The organism is Nitratireductor sp. B36 (genome assembly GCF_020833685.1).
Lineage (GTDB): Bacteria > Pseudomonadota > Alphaproteobacteria > Rhizobiales > Rhizobiaceae > Nitratireductor.
In genome coordinates this window covers 268094-287634 of sequence record NZ_JACKZY010000002.1, presented here as the reverse complement: position 1 = coordinate 287634, position 19541 = coordinate 268094, and the positions used below count along the sequence as shown (strand labels likewise).

At 58.4% G+C, this 19541-nt stretch carries 23 protein-coding genes; 18 read left to right on the top strand and 5 right to left on the bottom strand.

Features of this window, described 5'->3' with window-relative positions:
* Positions 1 to 14: 14 nt before the first annotated feature.
* The 14 genes from flgK to H7H48_RS07855 all read left to right on the top strand — a co-directional run bounded on the left by flgK (position 15) and on the right by H7H48_RS07855 (position 10406).
* Positions 15 to 1475, top strand: coding sequence for a flagellar hook-associated protein FlgK (gene flgK, locus H7H48_RS07920; protein WP_229448472.1), 1461 nt, complete (start codon positions 15 to 17; stop codon positions 1473 to 1475).
* An 11-nt stretch (positions 1476 to 1486) separates the two neighbouring features.
* Positions 1487 to 2536 carry a flagellar hook-associated family protein gene (locus H7H48_RS07915; protein ID WP_229448471.1) on the top strand — a complete coding sequence of 350 codons (1050 nt, stop codon included), beginning with the start codon at positions 1487 to 1489 and terminating at the stop codon, positions 2534 to 2536.
* A 36-nt stretch (positions 2537 to 2572) separates the two neighbouring features.
* On the top strand, positions 2573 to 2923 hold the full coding sequence (flaF, locus tag H7H48_RS07910; RefSeq protein ID WP_229448470.1) for a flagellar biosynthesis regulator FlaF: 351 nt from the start codon (positions 2573 to 2575) through the stop codon (positions 2921 to 2923).
* Positions 2920 to 3357: a flagellar biosynthesis repressor FlbT gene (gene flbT / locus H7H48_RS07905; RefSeq protein WP_229448469.1), complete on the top strand. Its 438-nt coding sequence runs from the start codon at positions 2920 to 2922 to the stop codon at positions 3355 to 3357. The genes flaF and flbT overlap by 4 nt, the downstream gene beginning before the upstream one ends.
* 3 nt (positions 3358 to 3360) lie before the next feature.
* The gene (flgD, locus tag H7H48_RS07900) at positions 3361 to 3759 is read left to right on the top strand and encodes a flagellar hook assembly protein FlgD (RefSeq protein WP_229448468.1); all 399 of its coding nucleotides are present in this window, start codon (positions 3361 to 3363) and stop codon (positions 3757 to 3759) included.
* 3 nt (positions 3760 to 3762) lie between these two features.
* Entirely contained in the window at positions 3763 to 4029 is a 267-nt protein-coding gene (fliQ, locus tag H7H48_RS07895) for a flagellar biosynthesis protein FliQ (RefSeq protein ID WP_007008607.1), read from the top strand.
* Between the two features lie 97 nt (positions 4030 to 4126).
* The gene (gene flhA / locus H7H48_RS07890; RefSeq protein ID WP_229448467.1) at positions 4127 to 6214 is read left to right on the top strand and encodes a flagellar biosynthesis protein FlhA; all 2088 of its coding nucleotides are present in this window, start codon (positions 4127 to 4129) and stop codon (positions 6212 to 6214) included.
* A gap of 60 nt (positions 6215 to 6274) precedes the next feature.
* A complete protein-coding gene (fliR, locus tag H7H48_RS07885; RefSeq protein ID WP_229448466.1) occupies positions 6275 to 7021 on the top strand; it encodes a flagellar biosynthetic protein FliR in 747 nt (248 codons plus the stop codon).
* A gap of 2 nt (positions 7022 to 7023) precedes the next feature.
* Entirely contained in the window at positions 7024 to 7413 is a 390-nt protein-coding gene (locus H7H48_RS07880; RefSeq protein WP_229448465.1) for a hypothetical protein, read from the top strand.
* Positions 7414 to 7472: 59 nt separating this feature from the next.
* Positions 7473 to 8015, top strand: a complete 543-nt coding sequence (locus H7H48_RS07875) for a rod-binding protein (RefSeq protein WP_229448464.1) — start codon at positions 7473 to 7475, stop codon at positions 8013 to 8015.
* Positions 8016 to 8037: 22 nt separating this feature from the next.
* Positions 8038 to 8451, top strand: a complete 414-nt coding sequence (locus H7H48_RS07870; protein WP_229448463.1) for a hypothetical protein — start codon at positions 8038 to 8040, stop codon at positions 8449 to 8451.
* Complete coding sequence (locus H7H48_RS07865; RefSeq protein WP_229448462.1) at positions 8448 to 8963, top strand: hypothetical protein; 516 nt, start codon at positions 8448 to 8450, stop codon at positions 8961 to 8963. Before H7H48_RS07870 ends, H7H48_RS07865 begins: the two co-directional genes overlap by 4 nt.
* Positions 8964 to 9321: 358 nt before the next feature.
* A complete protein-coding gene (locus H7H48_RS07860; RefSeq protein WP_229448461.1) occupies positions 9322 to 9996 on the top strand; it encodes a MarR family winged helix-turn-helix transcriptional regulator in 675 nt (224 codons plus the stop codon).
* Positions 9997 to 10124: 128 nt separating this feature from the next.
* A complete protein-coding gene (locus H7H48_RS07855) occupies positions 10125 to 10406 on the top strand; it encodes an SCP2 sterol-binding domain-containing protein (RefSeq protein WP_229448459.1) in 282 nt (93 codons plus the stop codon).
* A gap of 88 nt (positions 10407 to 10494) precedes the next feature.
* Here H7H48_RS07855 and H7H48_RS07850 read toward each other — a convergent pair whose 3' ends face one another.
* Positions 10495 to 11058, bottom strand: coding sequence for a GNAT family N-acetyltransferase (locus H7H48_RS07850; protein WP_229448457.1), 564 nt, complete (start codon positions 11056 to 11058; stop codon positions 10495 to 10497).
* Positions 11059 to 11122: 64 nt separating this feature from the next.
* Positions 11123 to 12256: a type III PLP-dependent enzyme gene (odc2, locus tag H7H48_RS07845; RefSeq protein ID WP_229448455.1), complete on the bottom strand. Its 1134-nt coding sequence runs from the start codon at positions 12254 to 12256 to the stop codon at positions 11123 to 11125.
* A gap of 546 nt (positions 12257 to 12802) precedes the next feature.
* Between odc2 and H7H48_RS07840 the strand changes: the two genes are divergently transcribed.
* The 4 genes from H7H48_RS07840 to H7H48_RS07825 all read left to right on the top strand — a co-directional run bounded on the left by H7H48_RS07840 (position 12803) and on the right by H7H48_RS07825 (position 16747).
* Positions 12803 to 13990, top strand: coding sequence for an amidase (locus tag H7H48_RS07840; RefSeq protein ID WP_229448454.1), 1188 nt, complete (start codon positions 12803 to 12805; stop codon positions 13988 to 13990).
* A gap of 11 nt (positions 13991 to 14001) precedes the next feature.
* The gene (locus H7H48_RS07835) at positions 14002 to 14904 is read left to right on the top strand and encodes a LysR family transcriptional regulator (RefSeq protein WP_229448452.1); all 903 of its coding nucleotides are present in this window, start codon (positions 14002 to 14004) and stop codon (positions 14902 to 14904) included.
* A 70-nt stretch (positions 14905 to 14974) separates the two neighbouring features.
* Positions 14975 to 15640 carry a DUF1007 family protein gene (locus H7H48_RS07830; RefSeq protein ID WP_229448450.1) on the top strand — a complete coding sequence of 222 codons (666 nt, stop codon included), beginning with the start codon at positions 14975 to 14977 and terminating at the stop codon, positions 15638 to 15640.
* 3 nt (positions 15641 to 15643) lie between these two features.
* Complete coding sequence (locus tag H7H48_RS07825; RefSeq protein ID WP_229448448.1) at positions 15644 to 16747, top strand: nickel/cobalt transporter; 1104 nt, start codon at positions 15644 to 15646, stop codon at positions 16745 to 16747.
* Between the two features lie 13 nt (positions 16748 to 16760).
* On the opposite strand, the gene H7H48_RS07820 is transcribed toward H7H48_RS07825, so the two are convergent.
* The 3 genes from H7H48_RS07820 to H7H48_RS07810 all read right to left on the bottom strand — a co-directional run bounded on the left by H7H48_RS07820 (position 16761) and on the right by H7H48_RS07810 (position 19541).
* Positions 16761 to 16961: a hypothetical protein gene (locus H7H48_RS07820; RefSeq protein WP_229448447.1), complete on the bottom strand. Its 201-nt coding sequence runs from the start codon at positions 16959 to 16961 to the stop codon at positions 16761 to 16763.
* 34 nt (positions 16962 to 16995) lie between these two features.
* Positions 16996 to 17670 carry a GNAT family N-acetyltransferase gene (locus H7H48_RS07815; RefSeq protein ID WP_229448446.1) on the bottom strand — a complete coding sequence of 225 codons (675 nt, stop codon included), beginning with the start codon at positions 17668 to 17670 and terminating at the stop codon, positions 16996 to 16998.
* Between the two features lie 254 nt (positions 17671 to 17924).
* A complete protein-coding gene (locus H7H48_RS07810; protein ID WP_229448445.1) occupies positions 17925 to 19541 on the bottom strand; it encodes a TRAP transporter large permease in 1617 nt (538 codons plus the stop codon).

Sequence of the window (19541 nt, the reverse complement as noted above, 5' to 3'; positions counted from 1 at the left end):
GTGGAAGAACGTAAATGTCCCTGACATCTGCACTGAACATTGCGCAGACGGCGCTTTTCAACACCTCGCGCCAGACCACCGTTGTCTCTCGCAACGTTTCGGAAGCCAGCAATCCGGACTACGCGCATCGCAGCGCGCTCCTATCCAGCATGGGCCCCGGGGCGCGCGTCGTCCAGATTCGGCGCGCGGCCGACGAAGTTCTCTTCAGACAAAACCTTTTCGCGATATCGGCCTGGCAAGGTCAGAAGGCCATGTCCGGCGGGCTCGACACCATGCGCCTCACCGTCAATGGCGTTGACGATGCGAATGCGCCGGCCACCGCGATCAGCAAGTTGCAGGAGGCTTTGCAGCTTTACGCGGCCACGCCGTCCAACACGACGCTTGCAGAAAGCGCTGTTCAGGCTGCCAAGCAGGTGGTGCGGTCACTCAATGACGGCGCCAGATCGGTACAGAATTTCCGGGCAGATGCAGATCGGGATATCGCGACAGCGGTTGAAGATCTTAATTACCTTCTCGGCGAATTCGAAACCGTCAATACGGAAATCGTCAATGGCACGCGAAGCGGCCGCGACGTTTCGGACGCGCTGGATAGGCGGGGAGCACTCCTCAAGAAGATTTCCGAATATGTCGCCATCTCGACGACGACGCGTTCCGGAAACGATATGGTCATCGTCACCGCCGACGGTGCCACCTTGTTTGAGACTATTCCCCGGCCTGTCACATTCACTCCGAACACAAGCTATGGGCCAGGCACGACCGGAAACTCTGTCTATGTTGACGGCGTCCCGTTGGTGCCCGGCGTGGGTGGAAACACGAGTGCAAAAGGCTCGATAGCGGCTGCGCTGCAGTTGCGCGACGAGACTGCGCTGCAGATGCAGCGTCAACTCGACGAGGTCGCACGCGGCCTGATCACGGCCTTTGCCGAGACGGATCCAAGCGCCACCCAGCCTGACATGGCAGGCCTGTTTACCTGGGCCGGCGGCCCCGGCATCCCACCCGCAGGCACGCTCATTGACGGATTGGCCGGAGCAATCCGTATCAATACAGCGTTCGACAAGAGCACTGGAGGAAACCCCTCGCTCCTGCGTGACGGCGGTGCCAATGGCGCGGCCTATCTGCACAACACAAGCGGCGCGGCATCCTACTCGGACCTGCTCCTCGCCTACTCGCAACGCCTCGACGAACCGATGGCATTTGATCCTCTGGCCGGTCTCGACACAAACAGGAGCGTGACCGCGTTCTCGTTCGATTCCGTCGGCTGGCTGGAAGCCAGTCGCAAGGAGGCGGCCAGCGGTGCTGAAGGCAAGGAAGCTCTGGCCGTACGAACCGCAACTGCACTCTCGAACGCAACAGGCGTGAACGTCGATAATGAAATGGCGTTGTTGCTCGATCTCGAAAATGCCTACGAAGCCTCAGCGCGGCTCATCTCAATCATCGACGAAATGCTCTCTACGCTGATGCAGGCGACCCGGTAGAAAGACCGACCATGAAAACCTCCTTCATCTCATCGCTGGCTATGTCGCAATCACTGCGGTACCAGACCATGCGCATGCAGGCTGAGCTGGCTGAAAGACTGAAGGAGTCGCAAACCGGACGGCATGCTGATGTTGGCGTAGCCCTTGGTGCCCATGCCGGCCGCAACCTTTCGATGACTCGCAACATTGACCGCCTCAACGGGCTTGTCGACGCAAACGCGATTGCCGCCAACCGTCTTTCAGCAACACAAAATGCTATGACGCAAATTGGCGATCTCGGGCAAAGCCTGCTTGCCTCGTTGACCGCAGCAAAATCTGATATCGACCAGGTCTCGGTTTCCCAGGCAGAAGCCGAGCGCGTGTTGAGGTCGATCACCGGCATACTCAACACCAATCTCAATGGTGAGTATCTGTTCGCTGGCATCAACACCGACGTCAAGCCGATGTCCGACTTCCACGACCCGGCTTCGCCAGCCAAAGCCGCCTTTGATGCAGCCTTCATGGCCAAGTTCGGCTTCAGTCAGAACGACCCGGCAGCGGCGAATATCACCGCAGCCGACATGGACGACTTCCTCACCAATTTTGTGGAACCCCAGTTCGTCGGAGCGGGTTGGGAGACCAACTGGTCCAGCGCCTCCAGCCAGAAGATTACCAGCCGTATCACCCTGAATGAAACCGCGGAGACATCTCTGACGGCCAATGAGAGCGGCATCCGTAAGCTGGCCATGGTTGCGACCACGATTTCCGACCTCCTCAACGGCCCGCTCGGTGGGGAAGCGCGCACGGTACTTTACGACAGGGCGCTCACGCTTGTTGGGGAAGCCGTTGCCGAGATCGCAAATGCGCAGGCTCAGGCCGGGATTGTCGAAAACCGGGTCTCAGCAGCCAGCGAGCGGCTTTCCACACAGGTTGATTTGTTCAAGACGCTCATCAAGGACAGCGAAGGCATAGATCCATACGAGGCTGCGACGCGGGTCAACGATCTGAGAGCCCAGCTCGACGCCTCCTACGCACTGACCGCACGCCTGCAGCAGCTCAGCATCTTGAACTATCTGCGATAACCGACAGACAGCCGGAACCAAACGAACGGGAAGCACATGTACCAGTTTTCCTACAGCGAAGTTCAGACAGACTCGCTCGCCGACGCCCGAGATCGGGAGGAACAGGTTCTGAGCCGTTCGATCGATCTTCTTCAGGCCGCGCGCGACAAGGGCCCGAACTCGCAGGAAGCCGTCGAGGCAATCCACTTCATGATCCGCGTCTGGACTGCCTTCATCGACGATTTAGGCAATCCGGAAAACGAGCTACCCAAAGAGCTCCGAGCCAATCTGATTTCAATCGGCTTATGGCTGCTGCGCGAGGGAGAAGAGGTGCGTCAGGGACGATCGCAGAACCTTGATGGTCTTATCGAGGTGTCGCAGATCATCCGCGACGGCATTCAGCAATGAGCACTTTAAAAATATCACTCAAAGCGAACGAGAAGATCTATGTCAACGGCGCTGTCATCAAGACAGACCGCAAAGTCACGCTCGAGTTCCTGAACAATGTACAATTCCTCCTCGAGAACCACGTTCTTCAGGCAGAAGATGCGCACACGCCGCTGCGTCAATTGTACTTCACCGTGCAGATAATGCTGATCACGCCAGACAATGCAGACGACGCGCGTCAGCTCTTCGCTCAGTTGCTCCCCCGGCTTTTGAACAGCTTTACAAGCGAGCGCATTCGGGCCGGCTTGAAGCATGTGGAAGAACTCGTATCGAACGGCCAGGTGTATGATGCTCTGAAGGAAATCCGTGCGCTCTATCCCGTTGAAGACGAGATTATGACGCAAAGCACGCAATCCACCACCAGCGAGCCCGTCACCGCCCTTGCAGGAGAGTAAGCTATGAACGTGGAAGCAGCATCAGGCGCCCAGACCTACAATAACGGCACCCAGCAGACCGCAGCACCCCAGACCGTCGATTACCAGGCATTCCTTCGCCTTCTGGTCGCGGAGATGAAAAACCAGGATCCCACCAGCCCGATGGAATCCACCGACTATGTGGCACAGCTTGCCACGTTCTCGCAGGTCGAGCAGTCGGTGCAGGCAAATGCCAAGCTCGACCAGATCCTGCAGGCTTCCGCCCTTGCCCAGGCCGGCAGCCTAGTGGGCCGGGAAATCACTTCCGCGGATGGCGAAACCACCGGCAAGGTGGCCGAGGTGCGCCTGTATAGCGATGGCGTCATGGCCATTCTCGAAAGCGGCGACAAAATTCCTGTCGGACCGGGTGTCGTGATCCGCTGAACGATGAACGAAGCCGACGCTCTCGATATTGTTCAGTATGCCATCTGGACAGTTCTGGTCGCCTCCAGCCCGGCGGTGATTGTCGCCATGGTGGTCGGCGTCGGGATCGCGCTTGTGCAGGCGCTCACTCAGGTGCAGGAAATCACCCTCACCTTCGTTCCCAAGATCGTGGCGATCCTCGTCGCTGTCGCCTTCTCCGCACCCTTCGTCGCATCGCAGATTTCCGGTTTCAGCAACGTCATTTTCCAGCGCATTGAAGGCGGCTTCTGAAGCTTTTTCAGCCCCTCTCCTCTTTCACGCAAGCTTGAGACGCTAGCTTCCACACACGGACGTGCAAACGCGTCCTGAATTGAGTGGGAATACCGGCATGGCGTTGAGCGAAGCAATCACAGGTGCAGAGACGAGAAAGCACGGCCGCGACATCGGCTTTGCCATCGGCATCGTCATCATTCTGGCTGTTCTCTTTCTGCCCATTCCAGCATTCCTGATCGACGTCGGTCTCGCTTTTTCCATAGCGCTTTCTGTGCTGATCCTCATGGTCGCGCTATGGATTCAAAGGCCACTGGATTTCTCCTCCTTCCCTACCATCCTGCTTATCGCAACGATGCTGCGCCTCTCGCTCAACATCGCCACGACCCGCGTGATCCTGTCCGAAGGTCATGAAGGAGCCAACGCGGCCGGCTATGTGATCGGCGGCTTCTCGCGCATGGTGATGAGCGGTGATTTCGTCATCGGCCTGATCGTCTTCATGATCCTGGTGGTGGTCAACTTCGTCGTGATCACCAAGGGTTCGACGCGTATCGCCGAAGTCGGCGCCCGTTTTACCCTGGATGCCATTCCCGGCAAGCAGATGTCGATCGACGCCGATCTTTCCGCCGGTACGATCGACGACAAGGAAGCTCAGCGTCGTCGCGCCGAACTTGAAGAGGAAAGCTCCTTCTTCGGCGCGATGGACGGCGCTTCGAAATTCGTGCGCGGCGATGCGATCGCTGGCCTCATCATCACCGCCATCAACATCGTCGGCGGCATCGCCATCGGATATGCACGCCACGATATGAGTATCGGCGAAGCGGCAGATGTCTTCACCAAGCTTTCTGTCGGCGACGGCCTGGTCTCGCAAATCCCGGCACTCATCGTCTCTCTTGCGGCGGGTCTGCTGGTCTCCAAGGGCGGCACGCGCGGTTCTGCCGATCAGGCGGTGTTCGGACAGCTCAGCGCCTACCCGCGTGCGCTCTTCGTTGCCGCGATGCTCTTGACCGTGCTCGGCCTTGTTCCCGGGCTCCCCTTCCTTCCCTTCGTCGCACTGGCCGGCATCATGGGTGGTATAGGCTACGCCTTGCCACGGCGTGCCCGACAGCGGCGTGAAAAAGAGAATGAAGCACAACGACAGGAACAGCTCTCCCAGGAAGAGGAGGAGCGCAACTCCGTCAAATCTTCACTGAAAACGGCCGAGATCGAACTCCTCATCGGCAAACAGCTTTCGACGCGGCTTCTGGCATCGCATCAGGAGCTCGCCTATCGCATGGGCAAAATGCGCAAGAAGTTCGCCGCTCAGTACGGTTTTGTGGTGCCCGAAGTACGCCTGACCGACGACTACTCCATTCCGCCCAAGAGTTACCGCATCAAGATCCACGGCACCGTGGTGACGGAATATCAGATGCGCGTGGGAGAGCTTCTGGTGCTCGTCGGGAATAACCGCATGCCGGACATGCCCGGTGAGGAAGTAAAGGAACCTGCGTTCGGTATGCGCGCCTTCTCAGTGCCGGAAATGTTTGCCGACGACCTGAAGCGCGAGCGCTATGCCTTCGCCGACAACATGTCGGTGCTGCTCACCCATCTGAGCGAAGTCATCCGCAACAACCTGCCCCAGCTCCTCTCCTACAAGGACATGAAGGCGCTGATTGAACGGCTCGACCCCGAGTACCGCAAGCTTGCTGACGAAATCTGCTCCTCCCATATCACCTATCCCGGCCTGCAGGCGGTGCTGAAACTGCTCCTGGCCGAGCGCGTCTCGATCCGCAACCTGCACCTGATCATTGAGGCGATTGCAGAGATTGCCCCGCATATCCGCCGCACCGAGCAGATCGTGGAGCATGTGCGCATTCGGATGGCGCAGCAGATCTGCGGCGACCTGACTGAAGGCAACACGCTCAAGGTCCTCAGGCTCGGCGGCCGCTGGGACCTTGCCTTCCACCAGGCGCTCAAGCGTGATGCCAAGGGCGAAATCCGCGAGTTCGATATCGACCCGCGCCAGCTCGAGGAGTTCGGGCAGGAAGCCAGCACCGCCATTCGCAAACACCTCGATGCCGGCGAACGCTTCGTTCTCGTCACAGCGCCAGAGGCACGCCCCTATGTGCGCATGATCACCGAGCGGCTCTTCCCCACGCTTCCCGTGCTCAGCCATGTGGAAATGGCGAAAGGGGTCGACCTCAGCGTATTGGGCTCGATCTCCTGATGACCGGTTCCGGTCTCCAGGGACTGATCCCCCGATTGATTACGGCGTTGACGTGAGCCCATGCTGGAAACCCCGCTCCTGGCCGCCTTTCTTGCTTTCTGCCGCATTGGCGGCTGCTTCCTCTTTATGCCGGGGCTTTCAAGCGTTCGTGTGCCGATGCAGGTCCGCCTGTTCGCAGCCGTCGCGGCCACATTGGCCCTGCTGGCGCATCTATGGGACCTGATCACGCCACATGTGTCCAATGAACCTGGGCCCCTCTTCCTGCTGATCGCCTCCGAACTGGCCATTGGAGCGCTGATTGGTCTCATCGCCCGCTTTTATGTGCTGTCGCTGCAGTTTATCGGTACATCCATGGCAATGTTTTCCGGCTTCGGTATGGCCGCGGGTGGTACGGCCATTGAAGAGGCCGAGGCCCAGCCACCCCTGACGGCACTCATTTCACTGTCTGCTCTGATGTTGCTTTTCGTTCTTGATTTTCATCATCAGATCATCCGCGCACTTGTGGTCTCCTATGAGCTGGCCCCGATTGAAAGCCTGTTCGATCCGCAATCGGCCCTGACCGATATTACCGACACGCTGTCCGATGCCTTCTTCGTGATGATCCGGCTTGGCAGCCCGTTTCTGGCCTATGCAATCCTGGTGAACCTCGCGATTGGCTTCATCAACAAGCTTACGCCCCAAATCCCGATCTACTTCATCTCCCTGCCGTTCGTAATCGCCGGAGGCATCATTCTACTCTATTTCGCCATTCCCTCATTGCTCGGCCTGTTTGCCGAGGGCTTCTTCCCAATCTTCGAAGGTCGCTAGCGATGCCGACACCCCGTCAGAAGCGCCTGCAGAAACTGGTTATGGTCATGCAGCGCCTCAAGGATTTTCATCAGGCCCAACACGCCGCGCACATGGCCGAGGCCGCCGTCGCACACGAAGAGGCAAAAGCCATAACCGAAACGCTCGATGCCGGATCGGCCATGACCGCCCTGTTTCCTGAACTCTATCACCGTCGCGTCGCCAGTGCGCTCGAACGCAGCCGCACAAGCACCGAGCGCGCCAGGCAGGAAGCACAGCGCCTCTTGCAGGCTGATGCACGCGGCAATGCGCTCGCGCGAGCCTATCGCGAAGCCACAGATCTCTCCGAACGGAGTGCTGCTGACAGGGAACGTCTTGAGTTCATCGAGCGGAGCAAACCCGTCGAGACTTAAGCCTCCCACAAGCTTGTTCTGGGAAGATGCTGCCTACGAAACGAATGATGGAGGACGCCTTGGCGATATCGCCTCCCGGCGACATTGTCCTGAACGTCGCGCGCGCCGCCGACCCCGCCAAAGCTGCAGCTGCAAAAGAGCGGCTCCAGGCGAAATCCGGTGTGACCGCAAGTTTCTCGGCAGTGTTCGACAGCAGTTCCGTCCAGACTTCGAAGGCCAGCGCAAACGCGCCTTCCGATGTCGAGAAGAAATTTGAAGCGATGGTCCTGCAGAACTTTATGCAGTCCCTTCTGCCTGAGGAAACATCTGCCGTCTACGGCGAGGGTCTTGCGGGTGAAATGTGGCGCTCCATGCTGGCCCAGCAACTGAGCGAAACGCTGGCAGAAAAGGGCGGCATCGGCATCGCGCGCAATGTCTTGCGCGACTACACGGTGGAGAATGAAAAGCCCGTGCCGATAGGCGCAGTCTCCCAAACACCTGAGCAGGAAGAGATCGGAAAACGCGCGCTTCTTTCCACTGCCATGGTCGAGGAAATTCAACGGGAAGCAGCCAAAACGCTGGGCGTGAACACGGCCCCGGCCGGCGGCGACAAAGACAGCTGAAGTTCAGGAACGGAACAACCTCATGTATGATATGACCTCCGCAGCAAACTCCGACAATGCCTCCCTCATGTTGAACCAGCATGGTGGCGCAAGCGCTTTGGCGATCATGCGGCGCATTGAGGAAACCATCGATGCGGAAACCGCGGCAATCCGCAACGACCCTGCCTTCGACCTCAAGGCTTCCAACGCCCGAAAAAGCCGGCACCTCTACGAGCTGACCCGGGCACTCAAAGGCGCCAATGAGGCGGGGCTGGCCAATGCGCACCGGGATGCCCTCATTCGCCTGCGCGACAAGCTCGCCGACAACGAGGCCACCATTCGGGCTCACATGGGTGCGGTCAACGAAGTTGCCGATCTTCTGCAAGACGCCATCCAGCGCGCACAGACAGACGGCACCTACTCGCAGCAGGAATTCGGACAGGCCTCACCGGCATGATCAAATTCGTTTTTGCCGCGCTCTGGATCTGTGCCGTCACGGTTGGAACGATGCTCTATTCGTTCCAGTTCTCGCAGGCCAAGATCAGTGCAGAGCCACCACCCGCATTTTTCGGTGGCCTCGACTATGTGAGCACCGATGTCATCTCTGTGCCGGTGATCAAGGCCGGGGTGGTGGATGGTTACTTTCTGACCCGCCTCTCCTACTCCGTGGATTCGAAGAAACTGCCCGCGCTCAGCATCCCTGTCCAGACGATGCTGGTCGATGAGATTTATTCCCACCTCTATGCAAACCCCGCGATTGACTACACAAGCAAAGAGGGCTTCGACGTTGTAGCTTTCCGGGATGGGCTTCGCGACAGCATCAACGAGCGCGTCGGCGATAAGCTCATCCACGAGGTATTCATCGAGCAGGCCGAATATTTGTCGAAGAGCGAGATCCGCGACAAGACTGCCCGCAGCAGGCTCGGACCGGCAGAAGCCGCGCCCGCACCCAAAAAGAGTGCTCACTAAGCCTAGCGTCTAGCGGGGGTGGGCATGGCAGATAATCTCCGGACGCATCTTTCTCCATTGCATTGAACAGAGAGACAAGCTCTCACATCCCGCTTGAGCTTCCCCCGACTTGTTGCGAGATATGCGATCGCCGAGCCGAAGAAGGCTTTGGCGGTGAAGAAATACATATGAAACATAATATTTATTGATTTTAGCATTCAGACAAAGCCATATACGAAAAATAGAAGTATTAAATAATATTATTTATAAAACTTATACCCATAAACATAACATACAAAAACCTCATTCTATGTGAACTTTTGTATCCAAACGCCTCATTCTTGTCCAAAATGGATCTGTTTAATGTGGATATAGGGCGTTGCCTTATACGGCCAACGTATGCAAACAGTCTTTTGCTACTTCGGTGGTCTCGCCAATTATCGGTCGAGATGCAAAGCACTGTTTCGACGATGCGGTTTATGCGGGCCGAAAGAGTATAGTTTGGAGATTTACAGTGAAGATGACCCAGCCTTCGGTCAATATATCCACCGGAAACCCCGGGAATGAATATCTTGATGTTTTTGAGAGCCACGCTCAGAGCCCCTGTTTACCGCTTCTGGCGACCGCCATCGGCTACAAGCTGCGCCGGGCGCAACTTGTCGTATTTCAGGATTTCCAGAAGTCCTTCGCCTGCGTGAAGCTGCGACCAACCGAATTTGCAGTCTTGTCTCTGATTGCCGCCAATCCGGGCCAAAAGCAAACAGAGGTGGCGGAGCAGTTGGGCATCAAGCGCGCCAATTTCGTTGCACTCATGGATTGCCTTGAGACCCGCGGTCTGGCTGAGCGTCGCAAAGGCGACATCGACCGCCGTTCACATTCCCTGCACCTCACTGCAAAGGGCTCCGATTTCGTTTCTGAGATCTCGAAATTGTGGGCTCAACATGAGAAGCGGATCATTGAAAGACTAGGGGGAGAAGACAATAGAGACGCTCTGATCGCACTTCTCGACCGCCTGCTTGTCGGCAAGAAACGAGCGCCAATACCACGACGTTGACGGCAAGAAAGACGTTGACGTAAACGTCAAGTGTAACCTACTGTCCGCCAGCGGCAGACTGCACCCGACATGTGCTATTGCCAACCGAATGACAACACAACGCAGATGCGCATACAGGGAGAATCCATATGGGGATGGACGCAATTGCCGATAAAGTGAAGGCCCGCGTGGCGGCTTCGGATTTCAGCCGTTCGGTCAAGTTTGACTGTGGGGATGACGGTGTCATCGTGGTGGATGGCAGCGCTGTTTCTACTGAAGATGGTCAGGCCGATTGCGTCATCAGCCTGTCCAAAGACGATCTGGAAGCAATGATATCGGGCGACCTCGACCCAACAGCTGCATTCATGCAGGGAAAACTCAAGGTTGATGGCGACATGTCTGTCGCCATGCAGCTGAGCCAGATCTTGTAACGCACTCCCCTGAGCTGGAGACGCATAAGCTCTGAGAAAAGATTTGCCGGAGCGGATCGCAAATCCTGTGCGATCCGCTCCGTCATCATCAAGCAACCAGACTGCGCGTAGCTGCTTTCCGTCCGGTGGGACAAAGCGTGCCGCTCGCGTGCGCCATCGCGCCCGTTGTAAGCTCCAACGCCAAAAACCTGTGGGCCTCATATGGGCCGGGCATGGAAATCCCCCCTGTCAGGTCGGACGTGAAACCAAAGCGGCCATAATAGCCGGCATCACCGACGAGCAGGATAGCCTGATGCTCCAGCCGACGCGCCTCTGCAATCGCATGGCGCATCAGCGCAGCGCCAACCCCCTGCCCGGCGAACTCTCTTTCAACTGCGAGCGGTCCGAGAAGAAGCGCATTGGCGCCAGCATCGCCCAGGCGAACGTTCCAGAGGCGGACAGAGCCGATCATACGACCGCCCAAGTCACGCGCAACGAACGCCAAACCTTCCGCCGGCAAACGACCGCGGCGCAGCTTCTCCGAAGATTTTGACTTGCGCCGAGGACCCATGACGCGATCCAGCAGAGCCTCCCGCTCGGCCGCATCACCAGCCTTTTCGCAAAGAATCGAGATGGCAGGCGCACATGCGCTGCCGAAAACAGCCTGTTCCATAAGCCTGATCCTGAAATCCGGAAAACCCGGCCCGCGCTGCAGCGCGCGGGCAACACAGTCTAGGTCAGATCACATAGGATCGGAGCGGCTCGAAACCGTTGAAAGCCACCGATGCATAGGTCGTGGTGTATGCACCCGTGCCCTCGATCAGCACCTCATCGCCTATGGTCAGCGACAGCGGCAGCGGATAAGGGGTCTTCTCATACATCACGTCGGCGGAATCACAGGTCGGACCAGCGAGCACGCATGGCGCCGTTTCGCTGCCGTCGTGACGCGTCACGAGTGGGTAGCGGATCGCCTCATCCATGGTCTCGGCCAGACCGCCAAACTTGCCGATATCAAGATAGACCCAGCGGACATTGTCGTTGTCCGCCTTTTTGGAGATCAGCACCACTTCCGACTTGATGACACCTGCATTGCCCACCATGCCGCGCCCTGGCTCGATAATCGTTTCGGGAATGCGGTTGCCGAAATGCTTGCGAAGCGCCGAAAAGATCGCCTGGCCGTAAGCCTGAGCAGCTGGCACGTCCCGCAGGTAACGCGTCGGGAAGCCGCCCCCCATATTGACCATGCGCAGCACAATACCTTCGTCGGCCAGCGCACCAAAAACACCACGCGCGTCAGCCAGTGCACGATCCCAAGCGTCGAGATCGGTTTGCTGCGAACCAACGTGAAAGGAAACCCCGTAGGGGTCCAGACCGAGGGCGCGGGCATGGCGCAAGACGTCGACAGCCATGCCCGGTACACAGCCAAACTTGCGCGACAGTGGCCACTCGGCCCCGGCGCCATCCGTCAGGACACGGCAGAACACTTTGCTACCGGGTGCAACACGAGCGATTTTTTCCACCTCTTCCTCGCAATCGACCGCGAACAGGCGGATGCCCAGTTCATAGGCACGCGCGATATCGCGCTCCTTCTTGATCGTGTTGCCATAGGAGATGCGGTCTGCAGTCGCGCCAGCATTCATCGCCATCTCGATCTCGGCCACCGAAGCCGTGTCGAAGCTGGAGCCCAACTGAGCAAGAAGACGCAGGATTTCCGGCGCCGGGTTGGCCTTCACCGCATAGTAGATCCGGGAATCGGGCAATGCCTTTTCGAAGGCGCAAAAATTGTCGCGCACCACGTCGAGATCAACGACGAGGCAGGGCCCTTCGGGACGTCGGGTGGCGAGGAAATCGAGAATACGCTGGGTGGCCATTGTGTCTCTCCAATCGCGGCTTTCAGACCGCGTTACCGAAGCTTCGAACTGCGAAAGCGAACCTTGCTTCCGCGGTGGACAAAGGGCGCGGCATGCGCACACGGGAGCCGGCAGGTGGAGAGCACCGGAACCAGGTCATGCGATAACGCGCTACGATGCATTCCCGCCTCGCGGCGAAGATGCGCTTTGTCTGCCTCAGCTTTGGATGGGAGATCCCAACCGCACTGCCGGCAATGAAGGTGTGCCTCTTCAGTAACCCCGGCTTTTGGACAGCCGGCAGACACCAGAAAGGCCCGCACCGTCGTTGCTTCAAGATGTCCTCGGTTTGATGGTTGGCCATCAGACCGACTGGAGCGGTTAGGTCCAGGTACCGTACCGGTTTCCTCGCCATTTTCGAGGCCCGGCGGACACCCACAGGCACGTGCGACTTTGGGCAGCGCGGATATAGGCGCAACGGCTGTCACAATCAATGAAAAATTTTATGTCCTTGAAAAAAAGCGCGTGAATGCCGACCTTTGGCGCTCTGGGGCGATGAGGAAGACGATAATGATCAAGATGCGCGATACGCTGAACGCTTTCCTCGATTACCCAGACGCTTCTCCTCCTGCCAGTGGCGAGGGACCATTGGCGGGTCTGACGCTTGGTGTGAAAGATATCTTCGACGTAGCGGGATATCCGACCGGTGGCGGCAATCCGCGCCGCGCTGAGCATTATCCCCGCGCCCAGAGCACAGCACCAGCAATCCAGCAACTTCTTGATGCGGGCGCACGCTTCATTGGCAAGACACAAACCGATGAACTGACCTTCTCGATGATTGGGCAGAACGCCCACTACCCCGCTCCAGTCAATCGCGCCGCACCGCAACGTTTCACCGGTGGCTCTTCTTCCGGTTCGGCCGCAGCGGTGGCTGGCGGGTTGGCCGACATTGCCGCCGGTTCTGACACGAATGGCTCCATCCGCGCGCCCGCTTCCTATTGTGGCCTGATCGGTCTCCGCACGACGCACGGCCGCATCCCGCTCGAGGGAGCCATGCCCCTTGCCCCGTCTTTCGACACGTTTGGCTGGTTCTCCCGGGATGCAATTATCTATTCACGGGTCGGCGATGTGCTTCTTGGAAACGATCCGCATAAGGACCGTCTCGTGCGCCCGGTCCGCATCTCGGATTTCGAGGCCCTTCTTTTCGCGGAGCAGGAGCGCTCGGTCTACGGCGCGATGTTTGCGTCAGTCATGCATCATTTCGACCGGGACGCTGCCTTCCTTGCTCTGCCTGGCTCCATGGACAGGCTGTTCGAGTGCTTCCGTATTATCCAGGCTTTCGAGGCTTGGCAGGTGCATGGCGAGTTCATCCGCTCTGCAAACCCGCAACTCGGTCCCGGCGTTCACGAACGGTTCGAGTTTGGCAGCCGTCTGAGCGCGACGACGGTGGCCGAGGCGCGCGCTGAGCGCCATCGTTTCCAGCAGGACTTTGCAGCACTCTTCGATCACGACATGGTGCTCGTCATGCCGACCCAGCCGACCGTGGCGCCGCTGAAAAACGCTACGCAGGAAGAGCTCGACCGCTATCGAAGCCTTGCGCTGAAGCTTACGTCCATTGCCGGCCTACTGGGCTGGCCGCAGATCACCATCCCTCTCGGCCAGGTGCATGATGCCCCCTTCGGCATCTCACTGCTCGGGCCCGCCGGCAGCGACCGGCAGCTCATCCGCATCGCCGCCGACATCCTCTCTGGAAGCTGAAGGAAACTCTCGTGGACACACTCAGCCGCATGCGCGCATTCGTCGATGTAGTCGAGGCCGAAGGCTTTTCCGCCGCCGCGCGAAAGGTCGGAAAATCGAAGGCGCTTTTGTCGAAATATGTCCGCGAGCTGGAAGACGAACTGGGCGCCCTTCTGCTCAACCGCACCACAAGGCAGTTGTCCCTCACGGAAGCCGGCCACACCTATTTCGCCCGCGCCGTTGAACTGTTGCGTGATGTCGAGGACCTTGCCGAGGCGGTGCGCGATTCTTCAGGAGATGTCCGCGGCAGGATAAAGCTCTCCGCACCCCGTACATTTGCCGATGCTCCCATCGGTCAATCACTCATCGATTTCGCCAGCGCGCACCCGGACGTCACGCTCGAAATCAATCTCGACGACCGTTTCGTGGACCTGGTCGAGGAGGGTTTCGATCTCGCCATTCGCATCACCAAGCTCGCCGACTCCTCTCTGATCGCCAAGCGGCTGGCTCCATTCCGCGTAATGCTTTGCGCGTCCCCTGAGTTAATCTCCCGTCATGGTGAACCAGGCACGCCGCAAGAGCTCACCCATTTACCCTGTATTGTAGACACCAACAGTCGCTACCGTCAGAATTGGCCGTTCCGCCTGGAAGATGGCACAACCGTCAACGTCCCGGTCACCGGGCGCCTGGAGGTAAACAGCCCCATGGCGGCCAGAGCAGCGGCTTTGTCCGGCCTGGGTTTCGCCATCCTGCCGGACTTCATCGCGGATCCGGAAATCAGTGCCGGTCGTCTGGTCCCCCTGCTCGAGCAAAACAGCTTCGACGGCGCCGGAATATACGCCATCTATCCGCATCGACGCTATTTGCCTGCAAAAGTCCGCGCGTTTGTGGACTTTCTCGCCCAGTGGCTGAAAGAAAATTATCCCAACAAATAACAGCGCGTCCAATTTCCGCCCGTTTCGTGTACATAACAGCAAAGACGATCTGGGAGCAGGACTGTTGGGTATGCCGATTCGCAGGAATTTCACGTTTGGAACCGGCACCACCCTTCTTGCCCTTCTCTTCGCCGTTCCCGCCCTTGCTCATCCACACGTGTTTGCCGAAGCTCGGCTCGACGTGAATGTCGATGACGCTGGAAACGTATCGTCCCTGCATCACGTCTGGCGGTTCGACGACCTTTTCTCCAGCACGGTTCTGGTCGAGTTCGACAAGAACCAGGACCTCGCGCTCGATCAGGCGGAACTCGAAGAGGTTGCAAGCGTCGTTCACGGGTCGCTTGCCGATTTCAATTATTTCCAGTTGGTCACGCGGGACGGCAAGGATGTCCCCATGCAAGCCCCCGACCGGCTTGTCGCCGACTTCGTCGACAATCAGCTCATTATCCTGTTTGAATCCGCACCCGAAGCGCCCCTTCCCCTTAGCGGTGAAATTCATTTCGGTGTCTACGACCCCACCTTCTACACAGCCATCGATTTCGTTGAAGACAGCTACATGACCGTCAACAATCTTCCGGCTGGTTGCACCCGCAGCGTCATTCGCCCGGATCCTGATGAAGCGATCGCCCAGAATCAGCAGACGCTGACAGAAGCTTTTTTCAACGATCCAACCGGCAATGACATGAGTCAGATCTTTGCTACCCGCCTGGAGCTAATCTGCAGCAAGGATAGCTGAACCATGCTCCGATTCCGCCACGTCGCTGCCGCCTCTGCAATCCTTCTTCTGATCTGCAGCGCGGCCTTGGCCCAAAGCTCGCTCGGCATTGGAGCGGCCGAACCGGCGATCAGCCCGACCGGCCCGTTTGCTGGCACCCTGCAATGGATCAACGCACAGCAGCAGGCATTTTATCGCACTCTGACCGGCGCCTTGAAGGCGATGCGTGAAGATGGCAGCAAGCTCTGGGTGCTTATCGGCCTTTCATTCGCTTATGGCGTTTTCCACGCAGCCGGACCTGGACACGGCAAAGCCGTCATTTCCTCCTACATGCTCGCCAATGAGGTGGCATTGCGCCGCGGCGTCATTCTCTCTTTCGCCTCAGCACTGCTTCAAGGCGCAACCGCCATCATTCTGATGGGTGTCGTCTTTCTCGCGTTGCGTGGGACGTCGATCTCCATGACCGATGCGGCATGGTTTCTTGAAACTGTAAGCTTCGGGCTGATCGCGGCTTTCGGTGCCTGGCTCCTCTGGCGCAAGCTCACAGGCCTCATCCCCACCCGTGTCCCCGCCCCGCAACCCATGCACAGCCTTTCGGCGGCCCATGTCCATGAACACAAGAACGATCATTCACATGAGCACCGGCCCGGAGACGATTGCCACGACCATCACCACCAGGTGCATGAGCACGCTTGTGGACATGAGCATCATCACGGGCACGACCATCTGCATGGCCACGCTCCCGGTGAGGTATGCCCCAGCTGCGGCCATTCTCACGCCCCGGACCCCGCCCTGCTGACGGGAGAACGTTTTGACTGGAAAACCGCAGGCTCTGCCATCGCCGCCGTGGGCATACGCCCCTGCTCCGGTGCACTGATCGTGCTCACCTTTGCATTTCTGAACAGCCTTTGGCTTGGTGGGATTCTGTCAGTGCTGGCCATGTCCATCGGAACCGCGATCACAGTCTCCGTTCTGGCGACCCTCGCCGTTACGGCGAAGAACTGGGCAGTGGCCTTGTCGGGCGGCAACCGCGCGGGCAACCATATTCATACTGCGATTGAGATCGGGGGCGCCGCCCTTGTGATGCTTCTGGGCCTGACCCTCCTGGCAGCAAGCCTTGCCGCCTGAGTGACTAGCCGGATCAGTTGCGTTTCCGCTGAGCGCGGGCGCGCAACCAGAAGACCATGAAGAATGCCAGCACGAAAAGAACAGCGACGACGCCTGCAATCCAGGGCGAATAGGCACCGATGGCGAGCATGATGCGCGGCATCAGATAGGCCACGACACCAAAACCGATGAGGATGAGCGCGGCTGCGATCGCCGCCTTGCGATTTTCCGACAAAGGACCCTGCCTGTCTGCTCGCCGAGCTCCAGGGTCAGTCCCTGAAAGCTTCCAGCCTTTTCTTCTGACGGCCTTCCTTATCGAAGTTGGCTGGATCAAGCCATGCGTCAAATGCACTTTTTAGCGCCGGCCATTCGCTGTCGATTATCGAGTACCAGGCCGTGTCGCGGTTCTCACCCTTTACGATCATATGCTGACGGAAGACGCCTTCAAACTTGAAACCGAACCGCTCTGCGGCGCGACGCGAGGGCAGATTGGCATTGTTGCACTTCCATTCGAAGCGCCTGTACCCCAGATCATCAAAGACGTAGCTGGCAAAAAGATAGAGCGCCTCGGTCGCCCGCACACTGCGCGATATCCCCGGTCCCCAATAAATGTTTCCAGCCTCTATAACACCATTGGCCTGGTCGATACGCATCAGTGCCTGCCGGCCGCCGACATGTCCTGTCGCCCTGTCGATCACTGCGTAGAAAAACGGATCGGCGCTCTTGGCCGCCTTTTCAAGCCAGGGTCTGAACGCCTCCTCGCTTTCCGGCGGATATTCTGCCAGCCAGCGAAATCGCTCATCCGCATCGGCAACCGTGGAAACGGCATAAAGACCATTGCCATGGAGCACCGGATCAAGGGGCTCGAGCCTGACGTTACGTCCCTCAAGCACCTCGCGTTCCGGGCGCGGTCTGGTGCTCCATTTGATGAGATCGGTCTGCATACGGATGTTCTCCAGCCTTGTCATTGTTCTGCAAAGCATGGTGGCGCGCCGCACGAAAGGCCCAGCAGGACATGCAGACCTGCGCCAGACAGCACTCGAGCATGGACAGAGTGGAGCAATGAAAACGGACGAGGCGGCCACTGGTCGGCCGCCCCGTTTCGAACCGTGCTTGGGAGGAGGAAAGCCGATCCGACAGTCAGAATCCTAACTGCCCAATCGTTAACGTTTACTTAACGAAATTCCTCAAATCGCAGTTACCTTGTCACGATCTCAGGCCCCATAAGGCTGTATGGCAGCCATGTTGACATAACCGGCATATAGGTAACCAGTATCAGGAAGATAAACAGAACCGCCACGAATGGTGCCGCCGCACGCACCACCTGGATCAGGCTCATGCCGGTTATGCCGCTTGTCACGAACAGATTGAGCCCGATTGGCGGCGTGATCATGCCGATTTCCATGTTCACCACCATGATGATGCCGAGGTGAACCGGATCCACACCCAGTTCCATAGCGATGGGGAACACAACTGGCGCAACGATAAGAAGAAGGCCTGATGGCTCCATGAACTGCCCTCCCAGAAGCAGAAGCAGATTCACGGCGATCAGGAAGGTAAACCAGGTGAAACCGGCATCGACCATGAGACCTGTGATGGCCTGGGGGATCCGTTCGGCCGTAAGCACATGGGCGAACAGTAGCGCGTTGACGATGATGAACATCAGCATGACCGTGGTGCGCGCAGCATCGACCGTCACTTTCCGTGTCTCTTCGTTGAAGAAGGCGCGCAGGAAATTCCGTCCCATCAGGCTCAGATTGCGCCGCCAGATCGGCAGGCTCGCCGAAAGCAATCGCGGCAGTGCCGCGGGCCCATCCCCGCTGCGCCACACTGCATAAGCCACCATGGCCACCAGAGAGAGGACGACCCCGGTCACCGTACGCCCCTGCAGCGTCACCCCGTCCCAGTCCGCTGTCAGGAAAAAGCTCAAAATCATCCAGACAAAGAAGAATGCGAGCGCATAGACCGTGGCCGAAAATCCCACCCTTGCGCGCGGGCCATCTTCCTCCTTGACCCACCGCTCGTTCTTCATGGGTCCCATGTCGCGATAAACGAACAAGGCCACCGCGAAGGAATACACTGCGGCAACGGCAGCCGCTTCGGTCGGCGTGAAAACTCCGCCATAAATGCCGCCGAGAATGATGATGATCAAAAAAAGGCCCCAGCCCGCCTCCTTGCCGCCCTCGACGATCTCGTGAAAGCCTTTCCATTCCTCGGCCGGGAGGTTGCGGACCCGTGCCATCACATAGATGGCAACCATCAGCATCAGACCTGCAACGAGCCCGGGCACTACACCGGCCAGAAACATCCGCCCCACAGACACATCCGTGGCCGCCGAATAAACGACCATCACGATGGACGGCGGTATCAGAATGCCAAGGGTGCCCGCATTGGCGATGATGCCGGCCGCAAACTCCTTGGAGTATCCAACCTGCCGCATACCGGCGATGGCTATTGTACCAATCGCAACCACCGTTGCCGGCGACGAACCGGAAAGGGCGGCAAACATCATGCATGCCAGCACAGACGCCATTGCCAGACCACCGCGAAAATGGCCGACGGAAGCGATGGCGAATCGGATGATGCGTCGCGCAACGCCACCCGTCGACATGAAGGCGGACGCCAGAATGAAGAACGGAATCGCCAGAAGCGTGTAGTTCTGCGAAGCCGTGAAAAGCTGAAGCGCCACCGAGGAGATGGAATCGCTGGAAAAGAACGCGATGATGATAAGCGACGAGAGCCCCAGGGCCACCGCAACCGGCACCCCGAGGAACAGGAGGAGCAAAACGAGGACGAAAAGAATGGCCGGTTCCAT